This window comes from Microcella frigidaquae, from assembly GCF_014200395.1.
Taxonomy (GTDB): domain Bacteria; phylum Actinomycetota; class Actinomycetes; order Actinomycetales; family Microbacteriaceae; genus Microcella; species Microcella frigidaquae.
The window spans coordinates 2,144,809-2,168,715 of the sequence record NZ_JACHBS010000001.1; the positions used below are offsets into that span (position 1 = coordinate 2,144,809).

At 71.4% G+C, this 23,907-nt stretch carries 23 protein-coding genes; 21 read left to right on the forward strand and 2 right to left on the reverse strand.

The window, feature by feature from the left end:
- Nucleotides 1-73: 73 nt before the first annotated feature.
- The 14 genes from BJ959_RS10545 (at nt 74) to BJ959_RS10610 (ending at nt 14,985) form a co-directional block, all read left to right on the forward strand.
- Nucleotides 74-1,504: an alpha,alpha-trehalose-phosphate synthase (UDP-forming) gene (locus tag BJ959_RS10545; RefSeq protein WP_153981801.1), complete on the forward strand. Its 1,431-nt coding sequence runs from the start codon at nt 74-76 to the stop codon at nt 1,502-1,504.
- Nucleotides 1,501-2,301, forward strand: a complete 801-nt coding sequence (otsB, locus tag BJ959_RS10550) for a trehalose-phosphatase (RefSeq protein WP_153981802.1) — start codon at nt 1,501-1,503, stop codon at nt 2,299-2,301. The genes BJ959_RS10545 and otsB overlap by 4 nt, the downstream gene beginning before the upstream one ends.
- A 71-nt stretch (nt 2,302-2,372) precedes the next feature.
- Nucleotides 2,373-5,387 carry a Na+/H+ antiporter subunit A gene (locus tag BJ959_RS10555; protein WP_153981803.1) on the forward strand — a complete coding sequence of 1,005 codons (3,015 nt, stop codon included), beginning with the start codon at nt 2,373-2,375 and terminating at the stop codon, nt 5,385-5,387.
- Entirely contained in the window at nt 5,384-5,887 is a 504-nt protein-coding gene (locus BJ959_RS10560) for a Na(+)/H(+) antiporter subunit C (protein WP_153981804.1), read from the forward strand. The genes BJ959_RS10555 and BJ959_RS10560 overlap by 4 nt, the downstream gene beginning before the upstream one ends.
- Nucleotides 5,887-7,458 (forward strand): Na+/H+ antiporter subunit D, encoded by a 1,572-nt coding sequence (locus BJ959_RS10565; RefSeq protein ID WP_153981805.1) that lies wholly within the window; start codon nt 5,887-5,889, stop codon nt 7,456-7,458. Before BJ959_RS10560 ends, BJ959_RS10565 begins: the two co-directional genes overlap by 1 nt.
- The gene (locus BJ959_RS10570) at nt 7,455-8,024 is read left to right on the forward strand and encodes a Na+/H+ antiporter subunit E (protein WP_153981806.1); all 570 of its coding nucleotides are present in this window, start codon (nt 7,455-7,457) and stop codon (nt 8,022-8,024) included. The genes BJ959_RS10565 and BJ959_RS10570 overlap by 4 nt, the downstream gene beginning before the upstream one ends.
- Nucleotides 8,021-8,329: an MrpF/PhaF family protein gene (locus BJ959_RS10575; protein WP_153981807.1), complete on the forward strand. Its 309-nt coding sequence runs from the start codon at nt 8,021-8,023 to the stop codon at nt 8,327-8,329. The genes BJ959_RS10570 and BJ959_RS10575 overlap by 4 nt, the downstream gene beginning before the upstream one ends.
- Before the next feature lie 4 nt (nt 8,330-8,333).
- Nucleotides 8,334-8,753: a monovalent cation/H(+) antiporter subunit G gene (gene mnhG / locus BJ959_RS10580; RefSeq protein WP_243738824.1), complete on the forward strand. Its 420-nt coding sequence runs from the start codon at nt 8,334-8,336 to the stop codon at nt 8,751-8,753.
- Between the two features lie 9 nt (nt 8,754-8,762).
- Nucleotides 8,763-10,457 (forward strand): dihydroxy-acid dehydratase, encoded by a 1,695-nt coding sequence (gene ilvD, locus BJ959_RS10585; protein ID WP_153981808.1) that lies wholly within the window; start codon nt 8,763-8,765, stop codon nt 10,455-10,457.
- 52 nt (nt 10,458-10,509) lie between these two features.
- A complete protein-coding gene (locus BJ959_RS10590; RefSeq protein ID WP_153981809.1) occupies nt 10,510-12,324 on the forward strand; it encodes an acetolactate synthase large subunit in 1,815 nt (604 codons plus the stop codon).
- A gap of 5 nt (nt 12,325-12,329) precedes the next feature.
- Entirely contained in the window at nt 12,330-12,839 is a 510-nt protein-coding gene (gene ilvN / locus BJ959_RS10595) for an acetolactate synthase small subunit (protein ID WP_153981810.1), read from the forward strand.
- Nucleotides 12,840-12,875: 36 nt separating this feature from the next.
- A complete protein-coding gene (gene ilvC, locus BJ959_RS10600) occupies nt 12,876-13,901 on the forward strand; it encodes a ketol-acid reductoisomerase (RefSeq protein WP_153981811.1) in 1,026 nt (341 codons plus the stop codon).
- A 296-nt stretch (nt 13,902-14,197) separates the two neighbouring features.
- The gene (locus BJ959_RS10605) at nt 14,198-14,671 is read left to right on the forward strand and encodes a hypothetical protein (RefSeq protein WP_153981812.1); all 474 of its coding nucleotides are present in this window, start codon (nt 14,198-14,200) and stop codon (nt 14,669-14,671) included.
- Nucleotides 14,668-14,985 carry a hypothetical protein gene (locus BJ959_RS10610; RefSeq protein WP_153981813.1) on the forward strand — a complete coding sequence of 106 codons (318 nt, stop codon included), beginning with the start codon at nt 14,668-14,670 and terminating at the stop codon, nt 14,983-14,985. Before BJ959_RS10605 ends, BJ959_RS10610 begins: the two co-directional genes overlap by 4 nt.
- A gap of 8 nt (nt 14,986-14,993) precedes the next feature.
- Here BJ959_RS10610 and BJ959_RS10615 read toward each other — a convergent pair whose 3' ends face one another.
- Nucleotides 14,994-15,407, reverse strand: coding sequence for a DoxX family protein (locus BJ959_RS10615; protein ID WP_153981814.1), 414 nt, complete (start codon nt 15,405-15,407; stop codon nt 14,994-14,996).
- Between the two features lie 116 nt (nt 15,408-15,523).
- Here BJ959_RS10615 and serA point away from each other — a divergent pair, with 116 nt between their 5' ends.
- The 7 genes from serA (at nt 15,524) to BJ959_RS10650 (ending at nt 22,826) form a co-directional block, all read left to right on the forward strand.
- Complete coding sequence (gene serA / locus BJ959_RS10620) at nt 15,524-17,116, forward strand: phosphoglycerate dehydrogenase (protein ID WP_153981815.1); 1,593 nt, start codon at nt 15,524-15,526, stop codon at nt 17,114-17,116.
- Between the two features lie 70 nt (nt 17,117-17,186).
- The gene (locus tag BJ959_RS10625; protein WP_153981816.1) at nt 17,187-18,233 is read left to right on the forward strand and encodes a 3-isopropylmalate dehydrogenase; all 1,047 of its coding nucleotides are present in this window, start codon (nt 17,187-17,189) and stop codon (nt 18,231-18,233) included.
- A gap of 138 nt (nt 18,234-18,371) precedes the next feature.
- Nucleotides 18,372-19,484 carry a branched-chain amino acid aminotransferase gene (locus BJ959_RS10630; protein ID WP_424960739.1) on the forward strand — a complete coding sequence of 371 codons (1,113 nt, stop codon included), beginning with the start codon at nt 18,372-18,374 and terminating at the stop codon, nt 19,482-19,484.
- 4 nt (nt 19,485-19,488) lie between these two features.
- Complete coding sequence (locus BJ959_RS10635; RefSeq protein WP_153981817.1) at nt 19,489-19,950, forward strand: hypothetical protein; 462 nt, start codon at nt 19,489-19,491, stop codon at nt 19,948-19,950.
- Nucleotides 19,947-20,264 carry a ferredoxin gene (fdxA, locus tag BJ959_RS10640; RefSeq protein ID WP_153981818.1) on the forward strand — a complete coding sequence of 106 codons (318 nt, stop codon included), beginning with the start codon at nt 19,947-19,949 and terminating at the stop codon, nt 20,262-20,264. The genes BJ959_RS10635 and fdxA overlap by 4 nt, the downstream gene beginning before the upstream one ends.
- A gap of 7 nt (nt 20,265-20,271) precedes the next feature.
- On the forward strand, nt 20,272-21,375 hold the full coding sequence (dapC, locus tag BJ959_RS10645) for a succinyldiaminopimelate transaminase (protein WP_153981819.1): 1,104 nt from the start codon (nt 20,272-20,274) through the stop codon (nt 21,373-21,375).
- 149 nt (nt 21,376-21,524) lie between these two features.
- Nucleotides 21,525-22,826 carry a citrate synthase gene (locus BJ959_RS10650; protein WP_424960740.1) on the forward strand — a complete coding sequence of 434 codons (1,302 nt, stop codon included), beginning with the start codon at nt 21,525-21,527 and terminating at the stop codon, nt 22,824-22,826.
- Between the two features lie 64 nt (nt 22,827-22,890).
- Here the strand turns inward: BJ959_RS10650 and dapD are convergent, their stop codons facing one another.
- Nucleotides 22,891-23,880, reverse strand: coding sequence for a 2,3,4,5-tetrahydropyridine-2,6-dicarboxylate N-succinyltransferase (gene dapD, locus BJ959_RS10655; protein WP_153981821.1), 990 nt, complete (start codon nt 23,878-23,880; stop codon nt 22,891-22,893).
- Nucleotides 23,881-23,907 lie beyond the last annotated feature (27 nt).

A 23,907-nucleotide genomic window follows, 5' to 3' on the forward strand; every position in this document is an offset into this window, starting at 1 on the left:
TCGAGGCGGCCCTGCTACGGTCGGAAGGCCGGCACCGCACCGACGATCCCCCACAAGGAGACGCACGAGCGCCATGACCGAACCGCAGCTGTACGACCTCGTCGTCGTCGCCAACCGCCTCCCCGTCGACCGGCAGACAGCCGCCGACGGCTCAATCGTCTGGGCGCGCTCGCCGGGTGGACTCGTCACCGCCCTCGAGCCCGTGATGGCCGCGGCCGAGGGCGCGTGGGTGGGCTGGGTGGGTGCTCCGGACACGGCGCCCGAGCCCTTCGACGTCGATGGCATCCGCCTCGTGCCGGTGCCGCTCAGCGCCGCCGAGATCGAGCTGTACTACGAGGGCTTCAGCAACGACACCCTGTGGCCGTTGTACCACGACGTCATCGCCGAGCCGAGCTTCCACCGCGAGTGGTGGGACGCCTACACGACGGTCAACCAGCGCTTCGCGGATGCCGCGGCGCGCATCGCGGCGCCGAGCGCGACGGTGTGGGTGCACGACTACCAGCTGCAGCTGGTGCCCCGCATGCTGCGCGAGGCGCGGCCCGATCTCACGATCGGCTACTTCCACCACATCCCGTTTCCGCCGTACGGCATCTACGCCCAGCTGCCGTGGCGCCGCCAGGTGGTCGAGGGGCTGCTCGGCGCCGACGTGATCGGCTTCCAGCGCGTCGCCGACGCGGGCAACTTCTCGCGCGCCGTGCGGCGCTTGCTGGGCTTCGCGGCGAAGAGCCCCGAGATCCGCGTGCCCGACGGTGCGGGCAGCCACCGCTCGGTCGTGGCGAAGGCCTTCCCGATCTCGATCGACGTCGAAGGCTACGAGCAGCTCGCGGAGCGGCCGGAGGTGCAGGAGCGCGCGCGGCAGATCCGCGCCGGCCTCGGTGACCCCGACACGGTCTTTCTCGGCGTCGACCGCCTCGACTACACGAAGGGCATCCGGCACCGTCTGAAGGCGTTCGGCGAGCTGCTCGACGAGGGCACCCTGCGGGTCGGCGACGCCGTGCTGGTGCAGGTCGCGAGTCCGAGCCGGGAGCGTGTGGCGGCGTACATGCAGCTGCGCGACGAGATCGAGCTGACGGTCGGGCGGCTCAACGGCACGCACGCGACGATCAGTCACAGCGCGATCGCCTACTTGCACCACGGCTACCCGCGCGAGGAGATGGTGGCGCTCTACCTGGCCGCCGACGTCATGCTCGTCACGGCGCTGCGCGACGGCATGAACCTCGTCGCGAAAGAGTACGTGGCCTGCCGCCTGCGCAACGACGGCGTGCTCGTGCTGAGCGAGTTCGCCGGTGCGGCCGACGAGCTGAAGAACGCGCTGCTCATCAACCCGCACGACATCGAGGGGCTGAAGGAGGCGATGGTCACCGCCGCCCGCATGCCCCGTCGCGAGCAGACGACACGGATGCGCGCCCTGCGCCGACGCGTGCACGACAACGACGTCGCCCACTGGTCGACCACCTTCCTCGACACGCTGCGGCACGCGAGCCACCAGTCGAGCGCCCGATGACGGGACCGTCTGCGGGGGAGGTCGACCCGGAGCTGCGGGCCGCGATCACCCGCGTCGCGGGGGTCGACCGCCTGCTGGTCGCCCTCGATTTCGACGGCACGCTGGCGCCCGAGGTCGACGACCCCGAGGCCGCCCGCGCCCTGCCCGCCGCGGGCCCGGTGCTCGCCGGCCTGCGGGCGCTGCCCGGCACGACGGTCGCGCTCGTGTCGGGGCGCTCGCTCGCCAGCCTCGCCCGAGTGGCGGAGGTCGACGCGTCGGTGCCGCTGATCGGCTCGCACGGCCTCGAGCTGCGGTTCGGGCAGGGCGAGAGCCCCGTTCCGGTCGACGCGGCCGAGGCGGCGAGGGTCGCGGCGCTGCGCGTCCGGCTCGAGCCGCTCGTCGCTGCCGTCGAGGGTGCCTGGATCGAGGAGAAGCCCGCGGGCTTCGCCGTGCACGTGCGCCGTGTCGAGGGCGAGCGCGCATCCCGGCTGCTGGCGGCGTTGCGCGCGGAGACCGCCGATGAGCGCGATCTCACGGTGCGCGCGGGCAAGAACGTGCTCGAGTTCGCGGTGCGGGACGCGACGAAGGGGGACGGCCTCGCGGCGCTGCGGCGGAGATTCGCCCCTGACGCGGTGCTGTTCGCCGGCGACGACGTGACCGACGAGGATGCGCTCGCCGTGCTCGGACCCGGCGACGTCGGCATCAAGGTCGGGGCGGCGCCGACGATCGCGGCGCACCGCGTCGCGGATCCGGCCAGCCTGGTGAATGTTCTGAGGCTGCTGATGAGCACTCGGGAATCTCCCGGGAGCAGCCGGTAGGCTGTCCTCATCCGGCGATCGCGCCGTGACGCCCTGCCCCCTTGCCGAATCACGACACCGCGGGAGGACGCATGTTCATCGTCCTGATGGTGTTCGGTGCGGCCGCGGTCGTGCTCCTCCCGCTCGCCCGCCCTCTCGGCCGCCGCGTCTTCGCCGTCGCCGCGCTCGTGCCGCTCGGCGCGTTCCTCCACACCGTGCTGCAGGCGCCGGCCGTCCTGAGCGGGGTCGAGAGCAGCCTGCCCGTCGAGCGCTGGACCTGGATCGCCCAGCTCGACCTCACCCTCGACGTGCGCATGGACACCCTCTCGTGGGTGCTGGCGCTCGTGGTCACCGGCGTCGGCAGCCTCGTCATGCTGTACTGCGCCGCCTACTTCGGCGACGACGAGCCCGGTCTCGGCCGCTTCGCCGCCGTGCTCCTCGCCTTCGCCGGCGCCATGTACGGTCTCGTCATCGCCGACGACGTCTACCTGCTGTTCGTGCTGTGGGAGGCGACGAGCGTCTTCTCGTACCTGCTCATCGGCCACTACACCCATCGACGGGCGAGCCGCGGTGCTGCCCTGCAGGCGCTCGTCACCACGACCCTTGGCGGACTCGTCATGCTCGTCGGCCTCGTGCTGCTCGCGGTGCAGGCGGGCACGTCGAGTCTCACCGCGATCCTCGCCGACCTGCCGGCGGGCCCGCTCACGATGACCGCGATCATGCTCGTGCTCGTCGGGGCGCTGTCGAAGTCGGCGATCGTGCCCCTGCACTTCTGGCTGCCCGGTGCCATGGCCGCCCCCACCCCGGTGAGCGCGTACCTGCACGCGGCCGCGATGGTCAAGGCGGGCATCTACCTGATCATGCGGATCGCGCCCGCCGGCGTCGAGGTGCCCGGCTGGCGCGAGGTGCTCGTCGTGCTCGGCGTGCTCACCCTGCTGCTCGGCGGCTGGGCCGCGCTCAAGCAGACCGACCTGAAGCTGCTGCTCGCCTACGGCACGGTCAGCCAGCTCGGACTGCTCGTCGTCGTTGCCGGTTTCGGCACCCGCGATACGGCGCTCGCCGCCATCGCGCTGCTGCTGTCGCACGCTCTGTTCAAGGCGGCGCTCTTCCTCATCGTGGGCATCATCGACCACGAGGCGGGCACGCGCGACCTGCGCAAGCTCTCGGGTCTCGGCCGGCGCCTGCCCTGGCTCGCCGGCCTCACCGCGCTCGCGCTCGCCTCGATGGCGGGGGTGCCGCCGCTCGTGGGCTTCGTCGCGAAGGAGACGGCGCTGCATGCGCTGCTCAGCGCGGCCACCGGCGGCGCAGCGACGGGTGGCGCAGTCGCGGGCGGGAGCGCTGCGCTCGACCCCGCGGGTCAGGCGTGGGCGGCCGTCGCGCTCGTGGGCGTGGTCGTCGGCTCGGTGCTGACCGTCGCGTACAGCATCCGCTTCTTCTGGGGCGCCTTCGCCCGCAAGCCCGACGTCGACGAGGTGACCGATCTCGCGGGAGCGACCCCCGCCTTCGTGCTCGCGCCGGCCGTGCTGGCGATCAGCGGCCTCGTGCTCGGGCCGCTCGCACCGCTCGTCGGCGCGGGCGTCGCCGGCTACCCGGCGCTCTTCCCGCCCACCGGGGGCAAGCCCTACGAGCTGGCCCTGTGGCACGGGCTCACCCCCGAGCTCGCCCTCTCCGTGCTGATCGTCGCCCTCGGCACCCTGCTGTTCGTCGTCCGCGCGCCCGTCGCCCGGCTGCAGGCGCGGCTCGCTCGCGAGTACACCGCGAGTGACGCCTACTGGGACTCGGTCGGCGCCGTCGACCGCCTCGCGGTGCGCGTCACCACGCTGACCCAGCGCGGCTCACTGCCGTTCTACCTCGGGGTGATCCTCGTCGTCTTCGTCGCCGTGACCAGCACGGGGCTGCTGCTCGGCGGTGCGGTGCCCGGGGCGATCCGGCTCTGGGATCACCCGGCGCAGCTCGCCATCGGAACCGTCATGATCATCGCTGCGATCGCGGCCACCCAGGCGCAGAAGCGCTTCGCCGCGCTCGTCGTCGTCGGGGTCACCGGCCTCGGGATGTCGGCCACGTTCGCCCTCCAGGGCGCCCCCGACCTCGCGCTCACGCAGATCCTCGTCGAGATCGTCACCCTCATCGCCTTCGTGCTGGTGCTGCGCCGCCTGCCCGCCCGCCTCGGCGACCGGCACGGCAGCTCGCACAAGCTGCTGCGCGCCATCATCGGCATCGCGGTCGGCACGGTCATGGCGCTCATCGCCCTCGTCGTCGCCGGCTCGCGCATCGCTGCGCCCATCTCCCTCGGCTGGCCCGAGGCCGCCTCCGTGCAGGGCAACGGCCGCAACATCGTCAACGTGGCCCTCGTCGACCTGCGGGCCTGGGACACGCTCGGCGAGCTCGCCGTCGTGATCGCCGCTGCCACCGGCGTCGCGAGCCTGCTGTTCCTCCGCGGCCGGGGCGACGCCGCCTCCCGCCTCGGTCGCGCAGCCGCGCAGCAGCGCATCGCCGACCGCATCGCCCGCGCCCGCGCGATCTCCGAGCCGGGCGAGCTGCGCAACGCCTGGATCCTCGCCGGCCCGACGCTCGACCCGCGCCACCGGTCGATCCTGCTCGAGGTGGTCGTACGGCTCACCTTCCACGCGATCATCGTCATCTCGCTCTACCTCGTCTTCGCCGGGCACAACCTCCCCGGCGGCGGCTTCGCGGGCGGACTCGTCGCCGGGCTCGCGCTCGTCGCGCGCTACCTCGCCGGCGGACGCTACGAGCTCGGAGCCGCCGTGCCGATCGGCGCGGGCACTGTGCTCGGGGCGGGCATGATCCTCGCCGCGGGCACCGCCCTGGTGCCGCTGCTGCTCGGGGCGCCGCCGCTGACCTCCGCCTACTGGAAGGGCGAGCTGTGGCTGCTGGGCGAGGTCTCGTTCGTGACCTCGACGATCTTCGACCTCGGCGTGTACCTCATCGTGATCGGCCTCGTGCTCGACGTGCTGCGCAGCCTCGGCAGCGAGGTCGACCGGCAGGGGGGCGACGAGTTCGCGCCTCCGGGGCTGCCGGAGCCCGCATCCCGCGATACCGACCGCGCCGCGCCCGCCGCCGCCCGACCCCGCGGAGGTGCCCGATGACCGTCTCCCTCGCCCTCGTGGTCGTCATGGCCGCGCTCATCGCCTGCGGCGTCTACCTGCTGCTCGAGCGCAGCCTGACGCGCGTCGTCCTGGGCTTCCTGCTCGTTGGCAACGGAGTCAACCTGCTGATCCTGATCATGGCCGGGCCGGCCGGGTTCGCCCCCATCTACGACGAGTCGCTCGCGCCGGAGGAGTACTCCGACCCGCTGCCGCAGGCGCTCATCCTCACCGCGATCGTCATCACGTTCGCGGTCTCGGCCTTCCTCCTCGCGCTCATCTACCGCTCGTGGCGCCTTGCCAACGCCGACGACGTGTCCGACGACGCCGACGACGTGGCGCTGCGCGAGGGCGCGGTCACCATGCCGCTGGAGGAGACGGCGCCCGACGAGGGCGACACCGACTTCCCGGTCGACGAGGCCGCCGGCGAGCCGGTCGCCCCCGCCCCGGTGGCGGATGGGGAGCCGCAGCCCGCGGACGTCGAGACGGGAGGCGCCCGATGATGGAGGCCCTCGTTCCGCTCGTCGTCCTCGTGCCGCTGTTCGCCGCGGCCCTCACGCTCGTGCTCGGGCGCCGCGCCCGCCCGCAGCGCATCGTCGCCGCGCTCGCGCTGACCGCGGTGCTCGGCATCAGCGTCGCGCTGCTCATCGGCGTCGACGCGGAGGGGGCGGTCGTCGTCGAGGCGGGCAACTGGGCCACGCCGCTCGGCATCGTGCTCGTCGTCGACCGGCTCTCGGCGCTCATGCTCGTGGTGTCGTCGGTCGTGCTGCTCGCGGTGCTGATCTTCTCCATCGGTCAGGGTCTGGCTGACGGCGATGACGAGACGCCGGTCTCGATCTACTACCCGACCTACCTGATCCTGACCACGGGCGTGATGGTCGCCTTCATCGCGGGCGACCTGTTCAACCTCTACGTCGGCTTCGAGATCCTCCTCGTCGCGAGCTACGTACTCATCACCCTCGGGGGCACGCGGTCCCGCATCCGCGCCGGCGTCACCTATGTCATCGTCAGCCTGCTGTCGTCGATCCTGTTCCTCGCCGCGATCGGCATGGTCTACGGCGCGCTCGGCACGGTGAACCTCGCGCAGGTGGCCGAGCGCGTGCAGGAGCTGCCGCTCGACGTGCAGATCCTGCTGCACGTCATGCTGCTCGTGGCCTTCGGCATCAAGGCGGCCGTCTTCCCGCTGTCGTTCTGGCTGCCCGACAGCTACCCCTCGGCACCGGCGCCGGTCACCGCGGCCTTCGCGGGCCTGCTCACCAAGATCGGCGTCTACGCGATCATCCGGCTCGAGACGGTCATCTTCCCGACCCCGGAGCTGAATCCCGCGCTGCTCGTCGTCGCGCTGCTGACCATGGTGGTCGGCGCCCTCGGCGCGGTGGCCCAGGCCGACATCAAGCGGATCCTGTCGTTCACCCTCGTCAGCCACATCGGCTACATGATCCTCGGCGTCGCCCTCGGAACGGTGGCGGGAACCGCGGCGGCGATCTACTACATCGTCCACCACATCGTCGTGCAGACCACTCTCTTCCTCGCCGCTGGCCTGGTCGAGCGCGAGGCGGGCAGCACCTCCATCACGCGCATCGGCGGGCTGCTGGCGAGCGCGCCGCTCGTCGCGGTGCTGTTCTTCATCCCGGCCCTCAACCTCGGCGGCATCCCGCCGTTCTCCGGCTTCATCGGCAAGCTCGGCCTGTTCCAGGCCACCGCCGTGCAGGGCGATGCTCTCGCCTACACGCTCATCGGCGGCGGGGCGCTCGTGTCGCTGCTGACCCTCTACGCCCTCGTCCGGGTCTGGAACCTGGTGTTCTGGCGTCCGGCCGGCGATGTCGAGGGCGACGAGACGCGACTGCTGCGGTCCGTCGAGGAGGCGCCCGATGCGCCGGTGACGACGGAGACCCGCGCGACGCCGCGCCTCATGACCCTCAGCACGGCGGGCATGGTCGTCGTCAGCCTGGCGCTCACCGTCTTCGCGGGCCCGCTCTACGCGCTCTCCGACCGGGCCGCCGCCGACCTCGACGGGCCCGACGCCTACGTCGTCGTCGTGCTCGGCGATCTGACCGAGGAGGAGGGCCGATGACCGCGCTGACGGTGACGACCCGCGGCGGCCGCGGCGCGCGCGTCCGTGTCTCGCTGCGTCAGAAGCTTCCCCTGCTCGTCGCTCTCGTGCTGCTCTGGATGATGCTCTGGGGCTCGACGACACCCCTGACGATCCTCACCGGCATCATCGTCGCGCTCGTCGTCACGAGCACCTTCTCGCTACCGCCCGTGCAGCTGTCGGGCCGCTTCAACCCGTTCTGGTTCGCGGTCTTCGTGGCGCGCGTGCTCGGAGAGATGGTCGTGGCCTCGTTCCAGGTCGCCATCATCGCGATCGGCCGCCGGTCGCGGCACCGCGGCGCCCTCGTCAAGGTCGACCTGCACACCGAGAGCGACTTCATCCTGACCGGCACCGCGCTCGCCGTCTCGATCGTGCCCGGCTCGGTCGTCGTCGAGGTCGACCGCGACCGCACCGTGCTCTACGTCCACAGCCTCGGCGTCAGCACGCCCGAGCAGGTCGAGCGCGCCCGCCACCACGTGCTCAGCCTCGAGCGGGCGCTGCTGCGGGCCTGGGGCTCGCGCGACGAGTGGGAGGCGGTGCGCGCATGACCGCCGCGACCGTGCTCTGGATCGTCGCCGGCGTCATCGCCGTCGTCGCGGTGTTGCTGATCCTCACCCGCCTCATCGCCGGGCCCACCCTCATCGACCGCCTGATCGCCAGCGACGTCATGCTGACGACGCTGATCCTCGTGATCGGCGCCGAGATGGTGATCTCCGGCCACACCCTGACCATCCCGCTGATGGTCGTGCTCGCCGCCACCGGTGTGCTCGGCAGCACCGCTGTGGCCCGCTTCGTGTCGCGGGCGGGGGCGGATGCTCCCGCCGAGCCGGGAGGTGACCATGACCAGCATTGACCTCATGAGCACTGACATCATGAGCGCCGACCCCGTGGCGGGCATCCTCGACCTGATGGCCGCGGCCCTGCTGGTCGTCGCGGCACTGCTGACCCTCGCCGCCGCGATCGGCCTGTGGCGGCTGCCCGACCCGCTGTCGCGGCTCCACGCGGGCACCAAGCCGCAGATCCTCGGTCTGACGCTCGTCGTCATCGCGATCGCGCTCAGTCTGCGCGACCCGGTGGTGCTGCTGCTGCTCGTGCCGGTCGTCGTGTTCCAGCTGCTGACGGCGCCGATCGCGGCCCACATGGTGGGGCGCGCGGGCTACCGCAACGGCGACTTCGACCCCGCTCAGCTGGTCGTCGACGAGCTGGCCGACGACATCGATGCCGCCCGGGAGCAGGAGGCGCTCGAGGGCGCGGAGGGCGACCGGCCCGGCCCGTAGAATCGTGCCATGAGCGCGACCGACCGCAAGCCCCGTTCCCGCGTCGTCACCGACGGCATCGAAGCCACCACCTCGCGCGGCATGCTGCGCGCCGTCGGCATGGGTGACGCCGACTGGGACAAGCCCCAGGTCGGCATCGCGAGCTCGTGGAACGAGATCACCCCCTGCAACCTCTCGCTCGCGCGTCTCGCGCAGGCGGCCAAGGAGGGCGTGCACGCCGGCGGCGGCTACCCGCTACAGTTCGGCACGGTCAGCGTCAGCGACGGCATCTCGATGGGTCACGAGGGCATGCACTTCTCGCTGGTGAGCCGCGAGGTCATCGCCGACAGCGTCGAGACCGTCATGCAGGCCGAGCGCCTCGACGGCAGCGTGCTACTGGCCGGATGCGACAAGTCGATCCCCGGCATGCTCATGGCGGCCGTCCGCCTCGACCTGGCGAGCGTCTTCCTCTACGCCGGCTCGATCGCGCCCGGCTGGGTCAAGCTCTCCGACGGCACCGAGAAGGAGATCACGATCATCGACTCCTTCGAGGCGGTCGGGGCCGTGAAGGCGGGCAAGATGAGCTACGAGGATGCTCACCGCATCGAGTGCGCCTTCGCCCCCGGCGAAGGCGCCTGCGGCGGCATGTACACCGCCAACACGATGGCGAGCGTCGCGGAGGCGCTGGGCCTGAGCCTTCCGGGGTCGGCGAGCCCCGCATCCTACGATCGCCGCCGCGACATGTACGCCCACCGCAGCGGCGAGGCCGTCGTGAACCTGCTCGAGAAGGGCATCACGGCGCGCGACATCGTCACCCGCGAGGCGCTCGAGAACGCGGTGACCGTCGCTATGGCGCTCGGCGGCTCGACCAACGTCGTGCTGCATCTGCTCGCCATCGCGAACGAGGCCGAGGTGCCGTTCACGCTCGACGACTTCAACCGCATCGGCAACCGGGTGCCGCACATCGGCGACCTGAAGCCCTTCGGTCGCTACGTCATGAACGACGTTGACCGTCAGGGCGGCCTGCCCGTGCTGCTGAAGGCCCTGCTCGACGAGGGCCTGCTGCATGGCGACGCCCTGACGGTCACCGGCAAGACCATGGCCGAGAACCTCGCTGAGCTGAACCCCGACCCGCTCGACGGCGAGGTGCTGCGCACGCTCGACAACCCGATCCACGCCACCGGCGGCATCACGATCCTGCACGGGTCGATGGCGCCCGAGGGTGCCGTCGTGAAGACGGCCGGTTTCGACGCGGCCGTGTTCGAGGGCCCGGCTCGCGTGTTCGAGCGCGAGCGCGCCGCGATGGACGCCCTGACCAACGGCGAGATCGCCGCGGGCGATGTCGTGGTCATCCGCTACGAGGGCCCCAAGGGCGGCCCGGGCATGCGCGAGATGCTCGCCATCACCGCCGCCATCAAGGGGGCAGGGCTCGGAAAAGATGTACTACTCTTGACCGACGGACGATTCTCGGGCGGCACAACCGGCCTGTGCATCGGCCACGTAGCTCCCGAAGCGGTCGACGCTGGTCCGATCGCCTTCGTGCGCGATGGTGATCTCATCCGGGTCGATATCGCTGCTCGCTCGCTCGACCTACTTGTCGACCCAGCCGAGCTCGAGGCGCGCCGCACCGACTGGGCGCCCCTGCCTCCGCGTTACACCCGTGGCGTTCTCGCCAAGTACTCGAAGCTCGTGCGCTCAGCGAGCGAGGGAGCCGTCACCGGGTAGTCACGCGGTCGATCCTGTTCCGACCACCGACTCACCAAGGAAGCCGTCTGTCATGACCTCGGATTCGACCCCTGCGCCGACTCCTGCAGCCGCATCGTCGGTCGCGCCCGTGCTGACCGGCTCGGGCGCGATCCTGGCCTCGCTCGAGAAGCTGGGCATCACCGACGTGTTCGGCCTTCCCGGCGGTGCCATCATGCCGTTCTACGACGAGCTGATGGCGTCGACCGCCATCCGGCACATCCTCGTCCGCCACGAGCAGGGTGCCGGGCACGCCGCCGAGGGCTACGCCGCCGCGAGCGGTCGGCTCGGCGTGTGCATCGCCACCTCGGGCCCGGGCGCGACCAACCTGGTCACCGCCATCGCCGACGCCCACATGGACTCGGTGCCGCTGCTGGCGATCACCGGTCAGGTGTTCTCGACCTCGATGGGAACCGATGCGTTCCAGGAGGTCGACATCACCGGCATCACGATGCCCATCACGAAGCACTCGTTCCTCGTCACCAAGCCCGAGGACATCCCGGGCGTGATCGCCGCCGCCGTGCACATCGCGACCTCGGGCCGCCCGGGCCCCGTGCTCGTCGACGTGACGAAGGACGCCCAGCAGAAGTCGGCGCCGTTCATCTGGCCGCCCAAGGTCGAGCTGCCCGGCTACCGCCCGGTGACCAAGGCCCACGGCAAGCAGATCCAGGCGGCCGCGCAGCTGCTCGTCGAGTCGCGCAAGCCCGTGCTGTACGTCGGCGGCGGGGTCATCCGCTCCGGCGCGCACCGCGAGCTGCTCGCCTTCGCCGAGGCCACCGGCGCCCCGGTCGTGACCACCCTGATGGCTCGCGGCGCCTTCCCCGACTCCCACGCGCAGAACCTCGGCATGCCCGGCATGCACGGCACGGTGCCCGCGGTGCTCTCGCTGCAGGAGAGCGACCTGCTCGTCGCCATCGGCTCGCGCTTCGACGACCGCGTCACTGGCAAGGTGAGCGAGTTCGCGCCCCACGCCAAGGTGATCCACATCGACATCGACCCGGCCGAGATCGGCAAGATCCGGCACGCCGACGTTCCGATCGTGGGGGATGCCCGCGAGGTGCTGCTCGACCTGCTGCCGGCCTTCCGTGCCGCGGCGAAGGAGCACGCGCCCGACTACGCCGACTGGTGGAAGCGGCTCGAGACGCTGCGCAGCCAGTACCCGCTCGGCTACACCGACGACCCCGACGACGGTCTGCTCGCCCCGCAGTGGGTCATCGAGAAGATCGGCGAGCTCTCGGGCCCCGAGGCGGTCTACGCCGCCGGCGTCGGCCAGCACCAGATGTGGGCCGCGCAGTTCATCCAGTACGAGCGCCCGGGCGCGTGGCTGAACTCGGGCGGCGCGGGCACGATGGGCTACGCGGTCCCCGCCGCGATGGGGGCCAAGGTCGCCCAGCCCGACCGCCTGGTGTGGGCGATCGACGGCGACGGCTGCTTCCAGATGACCAACCAGGAGCTCGCGACCTGCACGATCAACGACATCCCGATCAAGGTCGCGATCATCAACAACTCGTCGCTCGGCATGGTGCGGCAGTGGCAGACGCTGTTCTACGACGGCCGCCACTCGTTCACCGATCTCGAGACCGGGTCGAAGAGCGCCGACGAGCAGACCCGCATGGTGCCCGACTTCGTGAAGATGGCCGATGCCTACGGCGCCCTGGGCATCCGTGTGACCAAGCCCGAGGAGGTCGAGCCCGCCATCAAGCTGGCGATCGAGACCAACGACCGGCCCGTGGTGATCGACTTCATCGTCAGCCGCGACGCGATGGTCTGGCCGATGGTTCCGCAGGGTGTCGGCAACTCGTCCGTGCAGTACGCCCGCGACCACGCGCCCGATTGGCACGAGGAGTAACCGCCATGACTTATCACGTGCTCTCCCTGCTCGTCGAGGACAAGCCCGGCTTGCTGACGCGCGTCGCCGGCCTCTTCGCGCGGCGCGGGTTCAACATCCGTTCGCTCGCCGTGGGCACGACCGAGGTCGAGGGCCTCTCGCGCATCACCGTCGTCGTCGAGGTCGAGGGACTGCCGCTCGAGCAGATCACCAAGCAGCTGAACAAGCTCATCAACGTGCTGAAGATCGTCGAGCTCGACCCGTCGAGCTCGGTGCAGCGCGAGCACATGCTCATCAAGGTGCGCGTCGACAACGCCACCCGCTCGCAGATCCTCGAGGCGACCAACCTCTTCCGCGCCCGCGTGGTCGACGTCGCCACCGACTCGCTCGTCATCGAGGTGACCGGCGACACCGCCAAGGTCGAAGCGCTGCTGCGCGTGCTCGAGCCGTACGGCATCAAGGAGATCGCCCAGTCGGGCCTCCTCGCCATCGGCCGCGGCTCGAAGAGCATCAGCGAGCGCGTCCTGAAGAACTAGAACCTGCCACCCACCCAACCAAGGAGACAACCTCTCGTGACCGAGATCTACTACGACAAGGACGCCGACCTGGCGCTCATCCAGAGCAAGAAGGTCGCCATCGTGGGCTACGGCTCGCAGGGCCACGCCCACGCCCAGAACCTCCGCGACTCGGGGGTGCAGGTCAGCATCGCGCTCAAGGCCGGCTCCAAGTCGATCCAGAAGGCGACCGACGACGGCTTCAGCGTCATGACCGTCGCCGACGCCGCCGAGTGGGCCGACGTCATCATGATCCTCGCGCCCGACCAGCACCAGCGGGCCATCTTCAGCGAGAGCATCAAGGACAAGCTGGTCCCCGGCAAGACCCTCGCCTTCGCGCACGGCTTCAACATCCGCTTCGGCTACATCGAGGCGCCCGAGGGCGTCGACGTCATCCTCGTCGCCCCCAAGGCCCCCGGCCACACGGTGCGCCGCGAGTTCGTCGCCGGTCGCGGTATCCCCGACATCATCGCCGTCGAGCGCGACACCACCGGCCACGCCTGGGACCTCGCGCTGTCGTACGCGAAGGCCATCGGCGGCACCCGCGCCGGCGTCATCAAGACCACCTTCACCGAAGAGACCGAGACCGACCTGTTCGGCGAGCAGGCCGTGCTCTGCGGCGGCACCTCGCAGCTCGTGCAGTACGGCTTCGAGGTTCTCACCGAGGCCGGCTACCAGCCCGAGATCGCCTACTTCGAAGTGCTGCACGAGCTCAAGCTCATCGTCGACCTCATGTGGGAGGGCGGCATCGCCAAGCAGCGCTGGAGCGTCAGCGACACCGCCGAGTTCGGCGACTACGTCTCGGGCCCGCGCGTGCTCGACGCCGGCGTCAAGGAGCGCATGAAGGGCGTGCTCGCCGACATCCAGTCGGGCGCGTTCGCCAAGCGCTTCATCGACGACCAGGACGCCGGTGCCCCCGAGTTCATGGCCCTGCGCGCCAAGGGCGAGCAGCACCCCATCGAGGAGACCGGCCGCAAGCTGCGCGCCCTCTTCGCCTGGAAGCAGCAGGACGAGGACTACACGGACGGCAGCGCTGCGCGCTGACATCCGTGCAGTCCTCTCCGAGGACGCTGTGCTTGCTGGTTCGAACGCGCGAGCGCGTGCGAACGTCGACGGCAGCGCTGCGCACTAACATCCGTGCAGTCCTCTCCGAGGACGCTGTGCTTGCTGGTTCGAACGCGCGAGCGCGTCCGGACGTCGACGGCAGCGCTGCGCGCTAGCCGCCCGCGCCACCCCAGCTCCTCCGCTACCCGCTGAGGACCCCACGAGGCCGCGGCCCCCGCAACCCGGGGTCGCGGCCTCGTGCTGTTCGCGGAGGTGCGCCTCGGTAGGCTCGGGGCATGGCTCGACCTGTGCCCGACGATGACGCCGCCCTGCGGTGGGACGACGTCGACGACCCCAGCTACCTCGACCCCGGCGCCGCGGAGCCCGAGCTCGAGGCGGTCGGCGAGGCGGACGACGCGGGCGCCGCATCCGCTGCCGCGACGACGGATGCTGCGCCCGACGCCGCCGCTGGCGCCCCGCTGCCCGCCCCGGGCCTGCGCCTGCTCACGGCACTGTTCGCCCTCGTCTACGTGCTCTGGTCGGTCGGCTGGATCATCGGTGTGGGTCTGCTGCCGATCAGCGGCCCGACCCTGCTGATCGAGGTGCTGTACCAGTTCAGCGAGTTCCTCGCGATCATCGCCAGTGCGCTCTGGTTCGCCACGACCGTCTCGCTCACGCGCGACGGTCGGGCGCCGCACCGCATCGGCTGGCTCGCTCTCGGCACCCTCGTGCTGCTGCCGTGGCCCTTCGTGCTCGGGGTGGTCGCATGACCCGCCTGCACTACGGCGTTGCCGCCCTGCTCTCGATCGTCGTCGGTTGGTTCGTGTTCGACGGCGTGAGCTCGCTCGTCGGGCTGCCGGCGTTCTACGCCCAGCTGGGTGTGCCCGCCGACGAGGTGCCGTGGGTCGCGCTGTGGATCGGCGTCATCCAGCCGGTCGTGTTCTTCCTCGCCGGCATCGCGATCGGCCATCGCCGACCGCTGGCGCAGTTCACCCTCGTGCTGATCACGGCGCTCGCGGTGAGCGCCGCCGCCCGTCTGACGATCATCGCCGTCGCGACCGGCTCGATCACGCTCGTCGGCTGAGCTGCCCGCTATCCCGCGAGCCCCACCCACAGCACGAGCACGATCAGCAGCACCTGCAGCGCGAGCCGCGGCCAGAACGGCACGGCGAACGCCCCGAAGCGGTCGCGGTGCTGCGCCGCATACGCGTTGGCGGGGAACACGCAGACCAGGAAGACGGCGAGCGCGATGCCCGCCGCGGCCCGCGTCGGCTCCCAGAGCAGCCCGAGTCCGCCGGCGATCTCCGCGACGCCGGTCACCCACACCCAGCCGACCGGGCTGAACGGCCGCCCGAGGAACGCCCGCGGAACCATGGCCGCCATTCCGCGCACCACCGGCGGCACGAAGTGCGTGATGCCGATGCCGACGAACACGACCGCGGTGATCACCCGGGCAAGGGCGACGGGGTCGCCGAGTCCGGTGGCGAGCTCCGGGACAGCATCCATGCCGCCATTCTGGCGGTGCGCCCTGCGATACCCTGAGAAGCACCGGTCGCCCCCACTGGCGTAGGCCACCGCATACCACCATGCCCCTGCTGGTACCCCTGCGTAAGGACCTCACCGTGAGCAAGCCGGTCGTACTCATCGCCGAAGAGCTGTCACCCGCCACCGTCGACGCCCTGGGGCCCGACTTCGATATCCGCCAGGTCGACGGCACCGACCGCGGGGCCCTGCTCGCGGCGCTCGCCGACGCGAACGCGGTGCTCATCCGCTCGGCCACGCAGATGGATGCGGAGGCCATCGCCGCCGGCCCGAACCTGCGCGTCATCGCGCGCGCGGGGGTCGGCCTCGACAATGTCGACGTGCCCGCCGCGACCCGCGCCGGCGTCATGGTCGTGAACGCCCCGACCAGCAACGTGATCAGCGCCGCCGAGCTCGCCATCACCCACCTGCTCGCCCTGGCCCGGCACCTGCCCGCGGCCGACGCGAGCATGAAGGCGGGGCAGTGGAAGCGCTCGGCCTTCACGGGCGCCGAGCTGTACGAGAAGACGGTCGGTGTCGTCGGTCTCGGCCGCATCGGCGTGCTCGTCGCCCAGCGCCTCGCCGCCTTCGGGGTCGAGCTGATCGCCTACGACCCCTACGTGCCGCCGGCCCGCGCCCAGCAGCTGGGCGTGACCCTCGTCGAGCTCGACGAGCTCATGCGGCGCAGCGACTTCATCACCATCCACATCCCGAAGACGCCCGAGACGACGAACCTCATCGGCGCGGACGAGTTCGCGCTCGCCAAGCCCACGCTGCGCATCGTCAACGCGAGCCGCGGCGGCATCATCGACGAGGATGCTCTCCTGGAGGCCCTGCAGAGCGGCCGCATCGCCGGCGCGGGTCTCGACGTGTTCGTCTCCGAGCCGCCGACCGGCTCGCCGCTGCTCGGTGCCCCCGGCATCCAGCTCACGCCGCACCTCGGGGCCTCGACGGACGAGGCGCAGGAGAAGGCGGGCGTCGCCGTGGCCAAGTCGGTGCGCCTCGCGCTCGACGGCGAGCTCGTGCCCGACGCCGTCAACGTGGCCGGTGGGGCGATCGACCCGAGCGTGCGCCCGGGCATCCCGCTCATGGAGAAGCTGGGGCAGGTGTTCGCGGCGCTCGCCGATCACTCGTTCGCGAGCATCGACGTCGAGGTGCGCGGCGAGATCGTCGCGCACGACGTCGGCGTGCTCAAGCTCGCGGCCCTCAAGGGCATCTTCAGTCGCATCTCGAGCGAGCAGGTCAGCTACGTCAACGCCCCGCTGCTCGCCGAGCAGCGCGGCGTCGCCGTGCGTCTGCTCACCGAGGCGAGCAGCGAGGAGTACCGCAACCTGCTGACGATCCGCGGGGCCCTGAGCGACGGCACGCAGCTGAGCGTCTCGGGCACCCTCGTGGGCGCCAAGCAGGCGCAGAAGATCGTCGAGATCAACGGCTATGACGTCGAGGTGCCGATGGCCGAGCACCTCATCGTGATGCTCTACACCGACCGCCCGGGCATCGTGGCCGTCTACGGCAAGGAGTTCGGCGAGGCCAGCATCAACATCGCCGGCATGCAGATCGCACGCCGCGAGGCCGGCGGTGAGGCACTGAGCGTGCTCACCGTCGACTCGCGCGTGCCCGATGAGCTGCTCGAGCGGGTGCAGTCGGCGATCGACGCCCGCGTCATGCGGGCCATCACGATCGTCGAGCAGTGACGCAGCACCCCCAGCAGACCCCGCACGTGACCCGGTGCGCAGCGACGCGCGTCGGACGAAGGAGGACCCCATGACCCGCACCCTTGACCTCGCCATCATCGGCGGCGACGGCATCGGCCCCGAGGTGACCGCTGAGGCGCTCAAGGTGCTGCGCGTCGCGGTCGCCGGTGATGCGACCGTCACGGAGACCGCCTACCCGCTGGGCGCCGAGCACTACCTGGCGACGGGCGAGATTCTCGACGAGGCGACGCTCGAGGCGCTGGCGCAGCACGACGCCATCCTGTTCGGTGCGGTCGGTGGCGACCCGCGCGACCCGCGGCTCGCGGGCGGCATCATCGAGCGCGGCCTGCTGCTGAAGCTGCGGTTCGCGTTCGACCACTACGTCAACCTGCGCCCGACGTTCCTGGCCCCCGGCATCGCCTCGCCGCTGGCCGACCCGGGCTCGGTCGACTTCGTCGTCGTGCGCGAGGGCACCGAAGGCCCGTACGTGGGCAACGGCGGCCGATTCCGGCAGGGAACCCCGCACGAGGTCGCCACCGAGGTCTCGATCAACACCGCGTTCGGCATCGAGCGCGTCGTGCGGTTCGCTTTCGCGCAGGCCGCGGCGCGCCGCCAGAAGCTCACGCTCGTGCACAAGACCAACGTGCTCGTGCACGCCGGCGCGCTGTGGCAGAGCGTCGTCGACCGGGTCGCGCCCGAGTTCGCCTCCGTGACCGTCGACTACCTGCACGTCGACGCGGCGACCATCTTCCTCGCGACCGACCCGTCGCGCTTCGACGTGATCGTCACCGACAACCTGTTCGGCGACATCCTCACCGACCTGGCCGCCGCGATCGGTGGCGGCATCGGGCTCGCCGCTTCGGGCAACCTGAACCCCGACGGCGCGTTCCCGAGCATGGTCGAGCCGGTCCACGGCTCCGCGCCCGACATCGCGGGGCAGCAGAAGGCCGACCCGACCGCGGCGATCCTGTCGGCGGCGATCCTGCTCGACCAGCAGGCGCTGCCGGATGCCGCGGCGCGCATCCGCGCCGCGGTGCTCGCCGACCTCGCCGAGCGCGGCAGTGCCCCGCGCCGCACGAGCGAGGTCGGAGACGCCATCGCCGCCCGCCTGCGCTAAACGGGCGCCAGCGCTCGTTCCGTTCGCGGGCGCCAGCGCCCGCCGATTGGCCTGAGATCCCGCCCGGGGTCGGGCAGTACGCTGTAACCCACGCTCTCCCGGCGACCCCGCGTCGCCGGCGACCTTCCGAGGACTCCCATGACGACTCTCCTTCCGATGGCGACCCCCGACCTCGCCTGGGCCGTGACCCGCAACGAGGCGGCGAAGCCTGCCGCCGAGCGCGACGCGATCCTCGCCGACCCGGGCTTCGGCAAGCACTTCACCGACCACATGGTCGACATCTGCTGGAGCGAGCGCGGCGGCTGGCACCGCCCGCGCGTGCAGCCCTACGGCCCGATCAGCCTCGACCCGGCCGCGGCCGTGCTGCACTACGGGCAGGAGATCTTCGAGGGCCTGAAGGCCTACCGTCACGCCGACGGCTCGATCTGGTCGTTCCGCCCCGACGCGAACGCCCGCCGCCTGCAGCGGTCGGCGAAGCGCCTGGCGCTGCCGGAGCTGCCCGAGCAGTACTTCATCGAGGCGCTGCGGCAGCTCGTCGCGATCGACGGCGACTGGGTGCCGAGCGCTCCCGAGACGAGCCTGTACCTGCGGCCGTTCATGTTCGCCAAGGAGGCCTTCCTCGGCGTGCGGCCCGCGCACAAGGTCGCGTTCTACGTGATCGCCTCGCCCGCCGGCGCCTACTTCCAGGGCGGAGTGAAGCCCGTGTCGATCTGGCTCTCGACCGAGTACTCGCGCGCCGGCAAGGGCGGCACGGGGGCGGCGAAGACCGGCGGCAACTACGCGGCCTCCCTCGTCGCGCAGGCGGAGGCGGCCGAGCACGGCTGCGCCCAGGTGCTCTTCCTCGACTCCGTCGAGGGGAAGTGGCTGGAGGAGCTCGGTGGAATGAACATCGTGCTCGTCTACAAGGACGGCACGCTCGTCACCCCGAAGAGCGACTCGATCCTCGAGGGCATCACCCGTGACTCGATCCTGCAGCTGGCGGAGGACCGCGGCCACCGCGTCGAGCGCCGCCGCGTGAGCATCGACGAGTGGCGCGAGGGTGCCGCCTCCGGCGACATCGTCGAGGCCTTCGCCTGCGGCACCGCCGCGGTCGTCACGCCGATCGCGATGATCAAGGCCGCCGACTTCACGATCGGCAGCCCCGACACCGCGGCCGGCGATCTGACGATGTCGCTGCGGGCCGAGCTGACCGACATCCAGTACGGCCGGCTTCCCGACCCGCACGGGTGGATGCTGCGGCTGGACGCCTGAGCGCGTGCCCCGCATCGATCCCGACTACGCCCGAATGGCGATGGCGGCCCGCGCGGGCGTCATCGCGCTCGCTCTCGGGGGCGGCGCCGCCCTCGGGTTCCTGGGCACCTTGGCGCACCAGTCGCTGCCGCCGATCGGCCTGATGATCGCGCTCATCACCCTCGGCCTCTACCTCGCGGGGTTGCGGGTGTGGGGCGGGGTGCGCGGGCCGGCAACGGCCGGCGCGGTTGGCGCCATCCTGCTCGTGGGACTCATGGCGAGCATCACCGACGGCTCGGTGCTCGTGCCCGGCAACCCGATCGGCTACGCCTGGCTCATCGGCGTCTCGATGATCGCGCTTGTGGTGCTCGGCTGGCCGCGCATCCAGCGGGCTCCCCGGCGCGCGGCGGCTAGCATGGAGGGCGGTGGCGCTGTGGCGCCCGCATCCCCGCGGTTCACCGAAGAGAAAGACCCCTCACTGCCGTGACCTACGTGATCGCCCTTCCCTGCGTCGATGTCAAGGACCGCGCGTGCATCGACGAGTGCCCCGTCGATTGCATCTACGAGGGCGACCGGATGCTCTACATCCACCCCGACGAGTGCGTCGACTGCGGCGCCTGCGAGCCGGTGTGCCCGGTCGAGGCCATCTTCTACGAGGACGACCTCCCGGCCGAGTGGAGCGACTACTACACGGCCAACGTCGAGTTCTTCAGCGAGATCGGCTCGCCCGGCGGCGCCGCCAAGGTGGGCGTGATCGCGGGCGACCACCCGGTCGTCGCCGCGGTGCCCCCGCAGGGCTAGCCCTCCGGTGACCCGCAGCGCGCTTCCCGACTTCCCCTGGGACTCCCTCGCGCCCTTCGCGGCGCGCGCCCGGGAGCACGCCGACGGCATCGTCGACCTGTCGGTGGGCTCGCCCGTCGACCCGACGCCTGCGGTGATCCGCGAGGCACTGGTCGCCGCGACCGACGCCCATGCCTACCCGCAGACGATGGGCACGCCCGCCCTGCGCGAGGCGATCGTGCGCTGGTATGCCCGGCGCCGCGGCGTGGTCGGTCTGACGACGGATGCGGTGCTCCCGACCATCGGATCGAAGGAGCTCGTCGCCCTCCTGCCGCTGCTGCTCGGCCTCGGGCCCGGCGACACCATCGTGCACCCGCGCACCGCCTACCCGACGTACGCGGTCGGCGCCGCCCTGGTCGGCGCGACCGCGGTGGCGGAGGACGACCCCGCGCGCTGGCCGGAGGGCACCCGCCTCATCTGGCTCAACTCGCCGGGCAACCCCAACGGGGCGGTGCTGGGGGTCGACGCCCTGCGGGCGGCGGTCGCGCGCGCCCGCGCGCTCGGGGCCGTGCTGGTCAACGACGAGTGCTACGCCGAGCTGGGCTGGGGCGAGGAGCCGGTGCCGAGCATCCTGCACCCGGCCGTGACCGATGGCGACCGCACGAGCCTGCTGAGCGTCTACTCGCTGTCGAAGCAGTCGAACCTCGCCGGCTACCGTGCGGCCTTCCTGGCGGGCGATGCGGCGGTCGTGGGCGCGATGCTCGAGGTGCGCAAGCACGCTGGGCTGATCCCGCCGGCGCCGGTGCAGGCCGCCATGGTCGCCGCGCTCGACGACGACGCGCACGTGGCCGAGCAGCGCGAGCGCTACCGGGCCCGCCGGGTCGCGCTGCGCTCCGCGCTCGAGGGCGCGGGGTTCCGCATCGACCGCTCGGAGGCGGGCCTGTACCTGTGGGCGACCCGCGACGAGCCCGCCTGGACGACGATCGGCCTGCTCGCCGAGCACGGGATCCTCGCCGCGCCGGGCACCTTCTACGAGGGCGAGGCCTCGCGGCATGTCCGTCTGGCGCTCACCGCCACCGACGAGCGCATCGCGGCGGCCGTCGCGCGCTTGGCGCACCTCTCCAACGCCTGAGCGAACCTCTTGGGGGGTGCCACACTGGTGCCCGGTTGCGCTTAGGCTGTAACCGGGTCACTCCCGGGCCGCCACCACCACCATGGCTCGTGCCGGGACCCCGCCCCCACCACCGATCACACCCTGATCACCCCATGCGAGGAGGCGCCGTGAGCGACAACGCTCCCACCGGAACCGACCAGAAGGCAACCCTGCACTTCCCGGGCGGTTCCGCCGAGTTCCCGATCGTCGCGAGCGTCGACGGTGCCTCAAGCATCGACATGTCGAGCCTCACGCGCCAGACCGGCCTCACCGGTCTCGACTACGGCTTCGTCAACACCGCCTCGACGCGCAGCGCAATCACCTACATCGATGGCGAGCAGGGCATCCTGCGCTACCGCGGCTACAACATCGAGGACGTCGCCGCGAACTCGACCTTCCTCGAGGTCGCCTGGCTGCTGATCTACGGCGAGCTGCCGACCGCGAGCGAGCTCGCCGACTTCGACTCGCGCGTGCGCCGCCACACCCTCCTGCACGAGGACCTCAAGCGGTTCTTCGACTCGCTGCCGCACCAGGCGCACCCGATGTCAGTGCTCTCGAGCGCCGTCAGCGCGCTCTCGACCTACTACGGCGACTCGCTCGACCCGCACGACCCCGAGCAGGTCGAGATCTCGACCATCCGCTTGCTCGCGAAGCTGCCGGTGATCGCCGCCTACGCCCACAAGAAGGCGATCGGCCAGGCGTTCCTGTACCCCGACAACTCGCTCGGCTTCGTCGAGAACTTCCTGCGCCTCAACTTCGGCATCATGGCCGAGCCCTACGAGGTCAACCCCGTGCTCGTGAAGGCGCTCGACCGCCTGCTGATCCTCCACGAGGACCACGAGCAGAACGCCTCCACCTCGACCGTGCGCCTGGTCGGCTCGACCGGGGCCAACCTGTTCGCCTCGGTCTCAGCGGGCATCAACGCGCTCTCCGGCCCGCTGCACGGCGGCGCCAACGAGGCCGTGCTCGACATGCTGGCCCGCATCCGCGACTCGGGCGAGGGCGTCGAGCGCTTCGTCGAGCGGGTGAAGAACAAGGAGGACGGCATCAAGCTCATGGGCTTCGGCCACCGGGTCTACAAGTCGTACGACCCGCGCGCCAAGCTCGTGAAGGCCAGTGTGGATGCGGTGCTCGCCGACCTCGGCGTCTCCAACCCGCTGCTCGAGATCGCGCGCGAGCTCGAGGCCATCGCCCTCGCCGACGACTACTTCGTCGAGCGCAAGCTCTACCCGAACGTCGACTTCTACACGGGCGTCATCTACAAGGCCATGGGCTTCCCGACCCGCATGTTCACCGTGCTGTTCGCGATCGGCCGCCTCCCCGGCTGGATCGCCCACTGGCGCGAGATGAACGACGACCCGGCGACGAAGATCGGCCGCCCGCAGCAGCTCTACATCGGCTCGCCCGCCCGCGACTGGCCGCAGCGCTAGCCGACTCCGGCCGCCCGGTGGTCGCGGTTCGGGTTGCTCGCGGCGAGCATCCCGCACCCGCGACCTAGGCGTGCAGGGCGGCGTTGAGCTGCACGCCCGCGCCCGTGCGGGGCAGCACCTCGACGGCTCCCGTGAGCGAGCTGCGGCGGAACAGTAGCCCCGGCACGCCGGACAGCTCGGCGGCTTTCACGACGCGCGGCTGCCCGTCGGCACCGACCGTGCCGTCGACCACGACGACCTTCTGGCCGGCCGTGACGTACAGGCCTGCCTCGACGACCGAGTCGTCGCCGATCGAGATGCCGATGCCGCTGTTGGCGCCGAGCAGCGCGCGCTGCCCGATGGTGATGCGGTGCGTGCCGCCGCCGCTGAGCGTGCCCATGATCGAGGCGCCGCCGCCGATGTCGCTGCCGTCGCCGACGACGACGCCCTGGCTGATGCGCCCCTCGACCATCGAGGTGCCGAGGGTGCCGGCGTTGAAGTTGACGAAGCCCTCGTGCATGACGGTCGTGCCGGGGGAGAGGTAGGCGCCGAGGCGCACGCGGCTGGCGTCGGCGATGCGCACGCGCGGCGGCGTGACGTAGTCGAGCAGGCGCGGGAACTTGTCGACCCCGAGCACACTGATGCCCGCCTGCTGCAGCTGCGGGCGGCGCGCGTCGAAGTCGTCGGGGTGCACGGGGCCCGCGGTGGTCCAGGTCACGATCGGCAGGTGGCTGAAGATGCCCTCCAGGTTGAGAGAGTTGGGCTGCACGAGCCGGTGCGACAGCAGGTGCAGGCGCAGGTAGGCGTCAGGGGTCGACTGCGGCGCCGCATCCAGGTCGATCGTCACGGTGCGCGCCTCGCGCCACACGCCGCGCCGCGGGTCGTCGCCCTGCAGGTGCTCGATCTCGGCGGGCACGATGTACGGGTCGCGCCCGTGCGGCAGCGCGCCGAGCTCGGGGGAGGGGAACCAGGTGTCGAGCACGGTGCCGTCGGCCTCGCGCACCGTGGCGAGGCCGTAGCCCCAGGCGTGGCGGGTGGCGCGCTCGGAGTCGGTGGCGGTGTGGGGGCTCGACATGCCTCCAGGCTACCGGCGCGCGGTTAG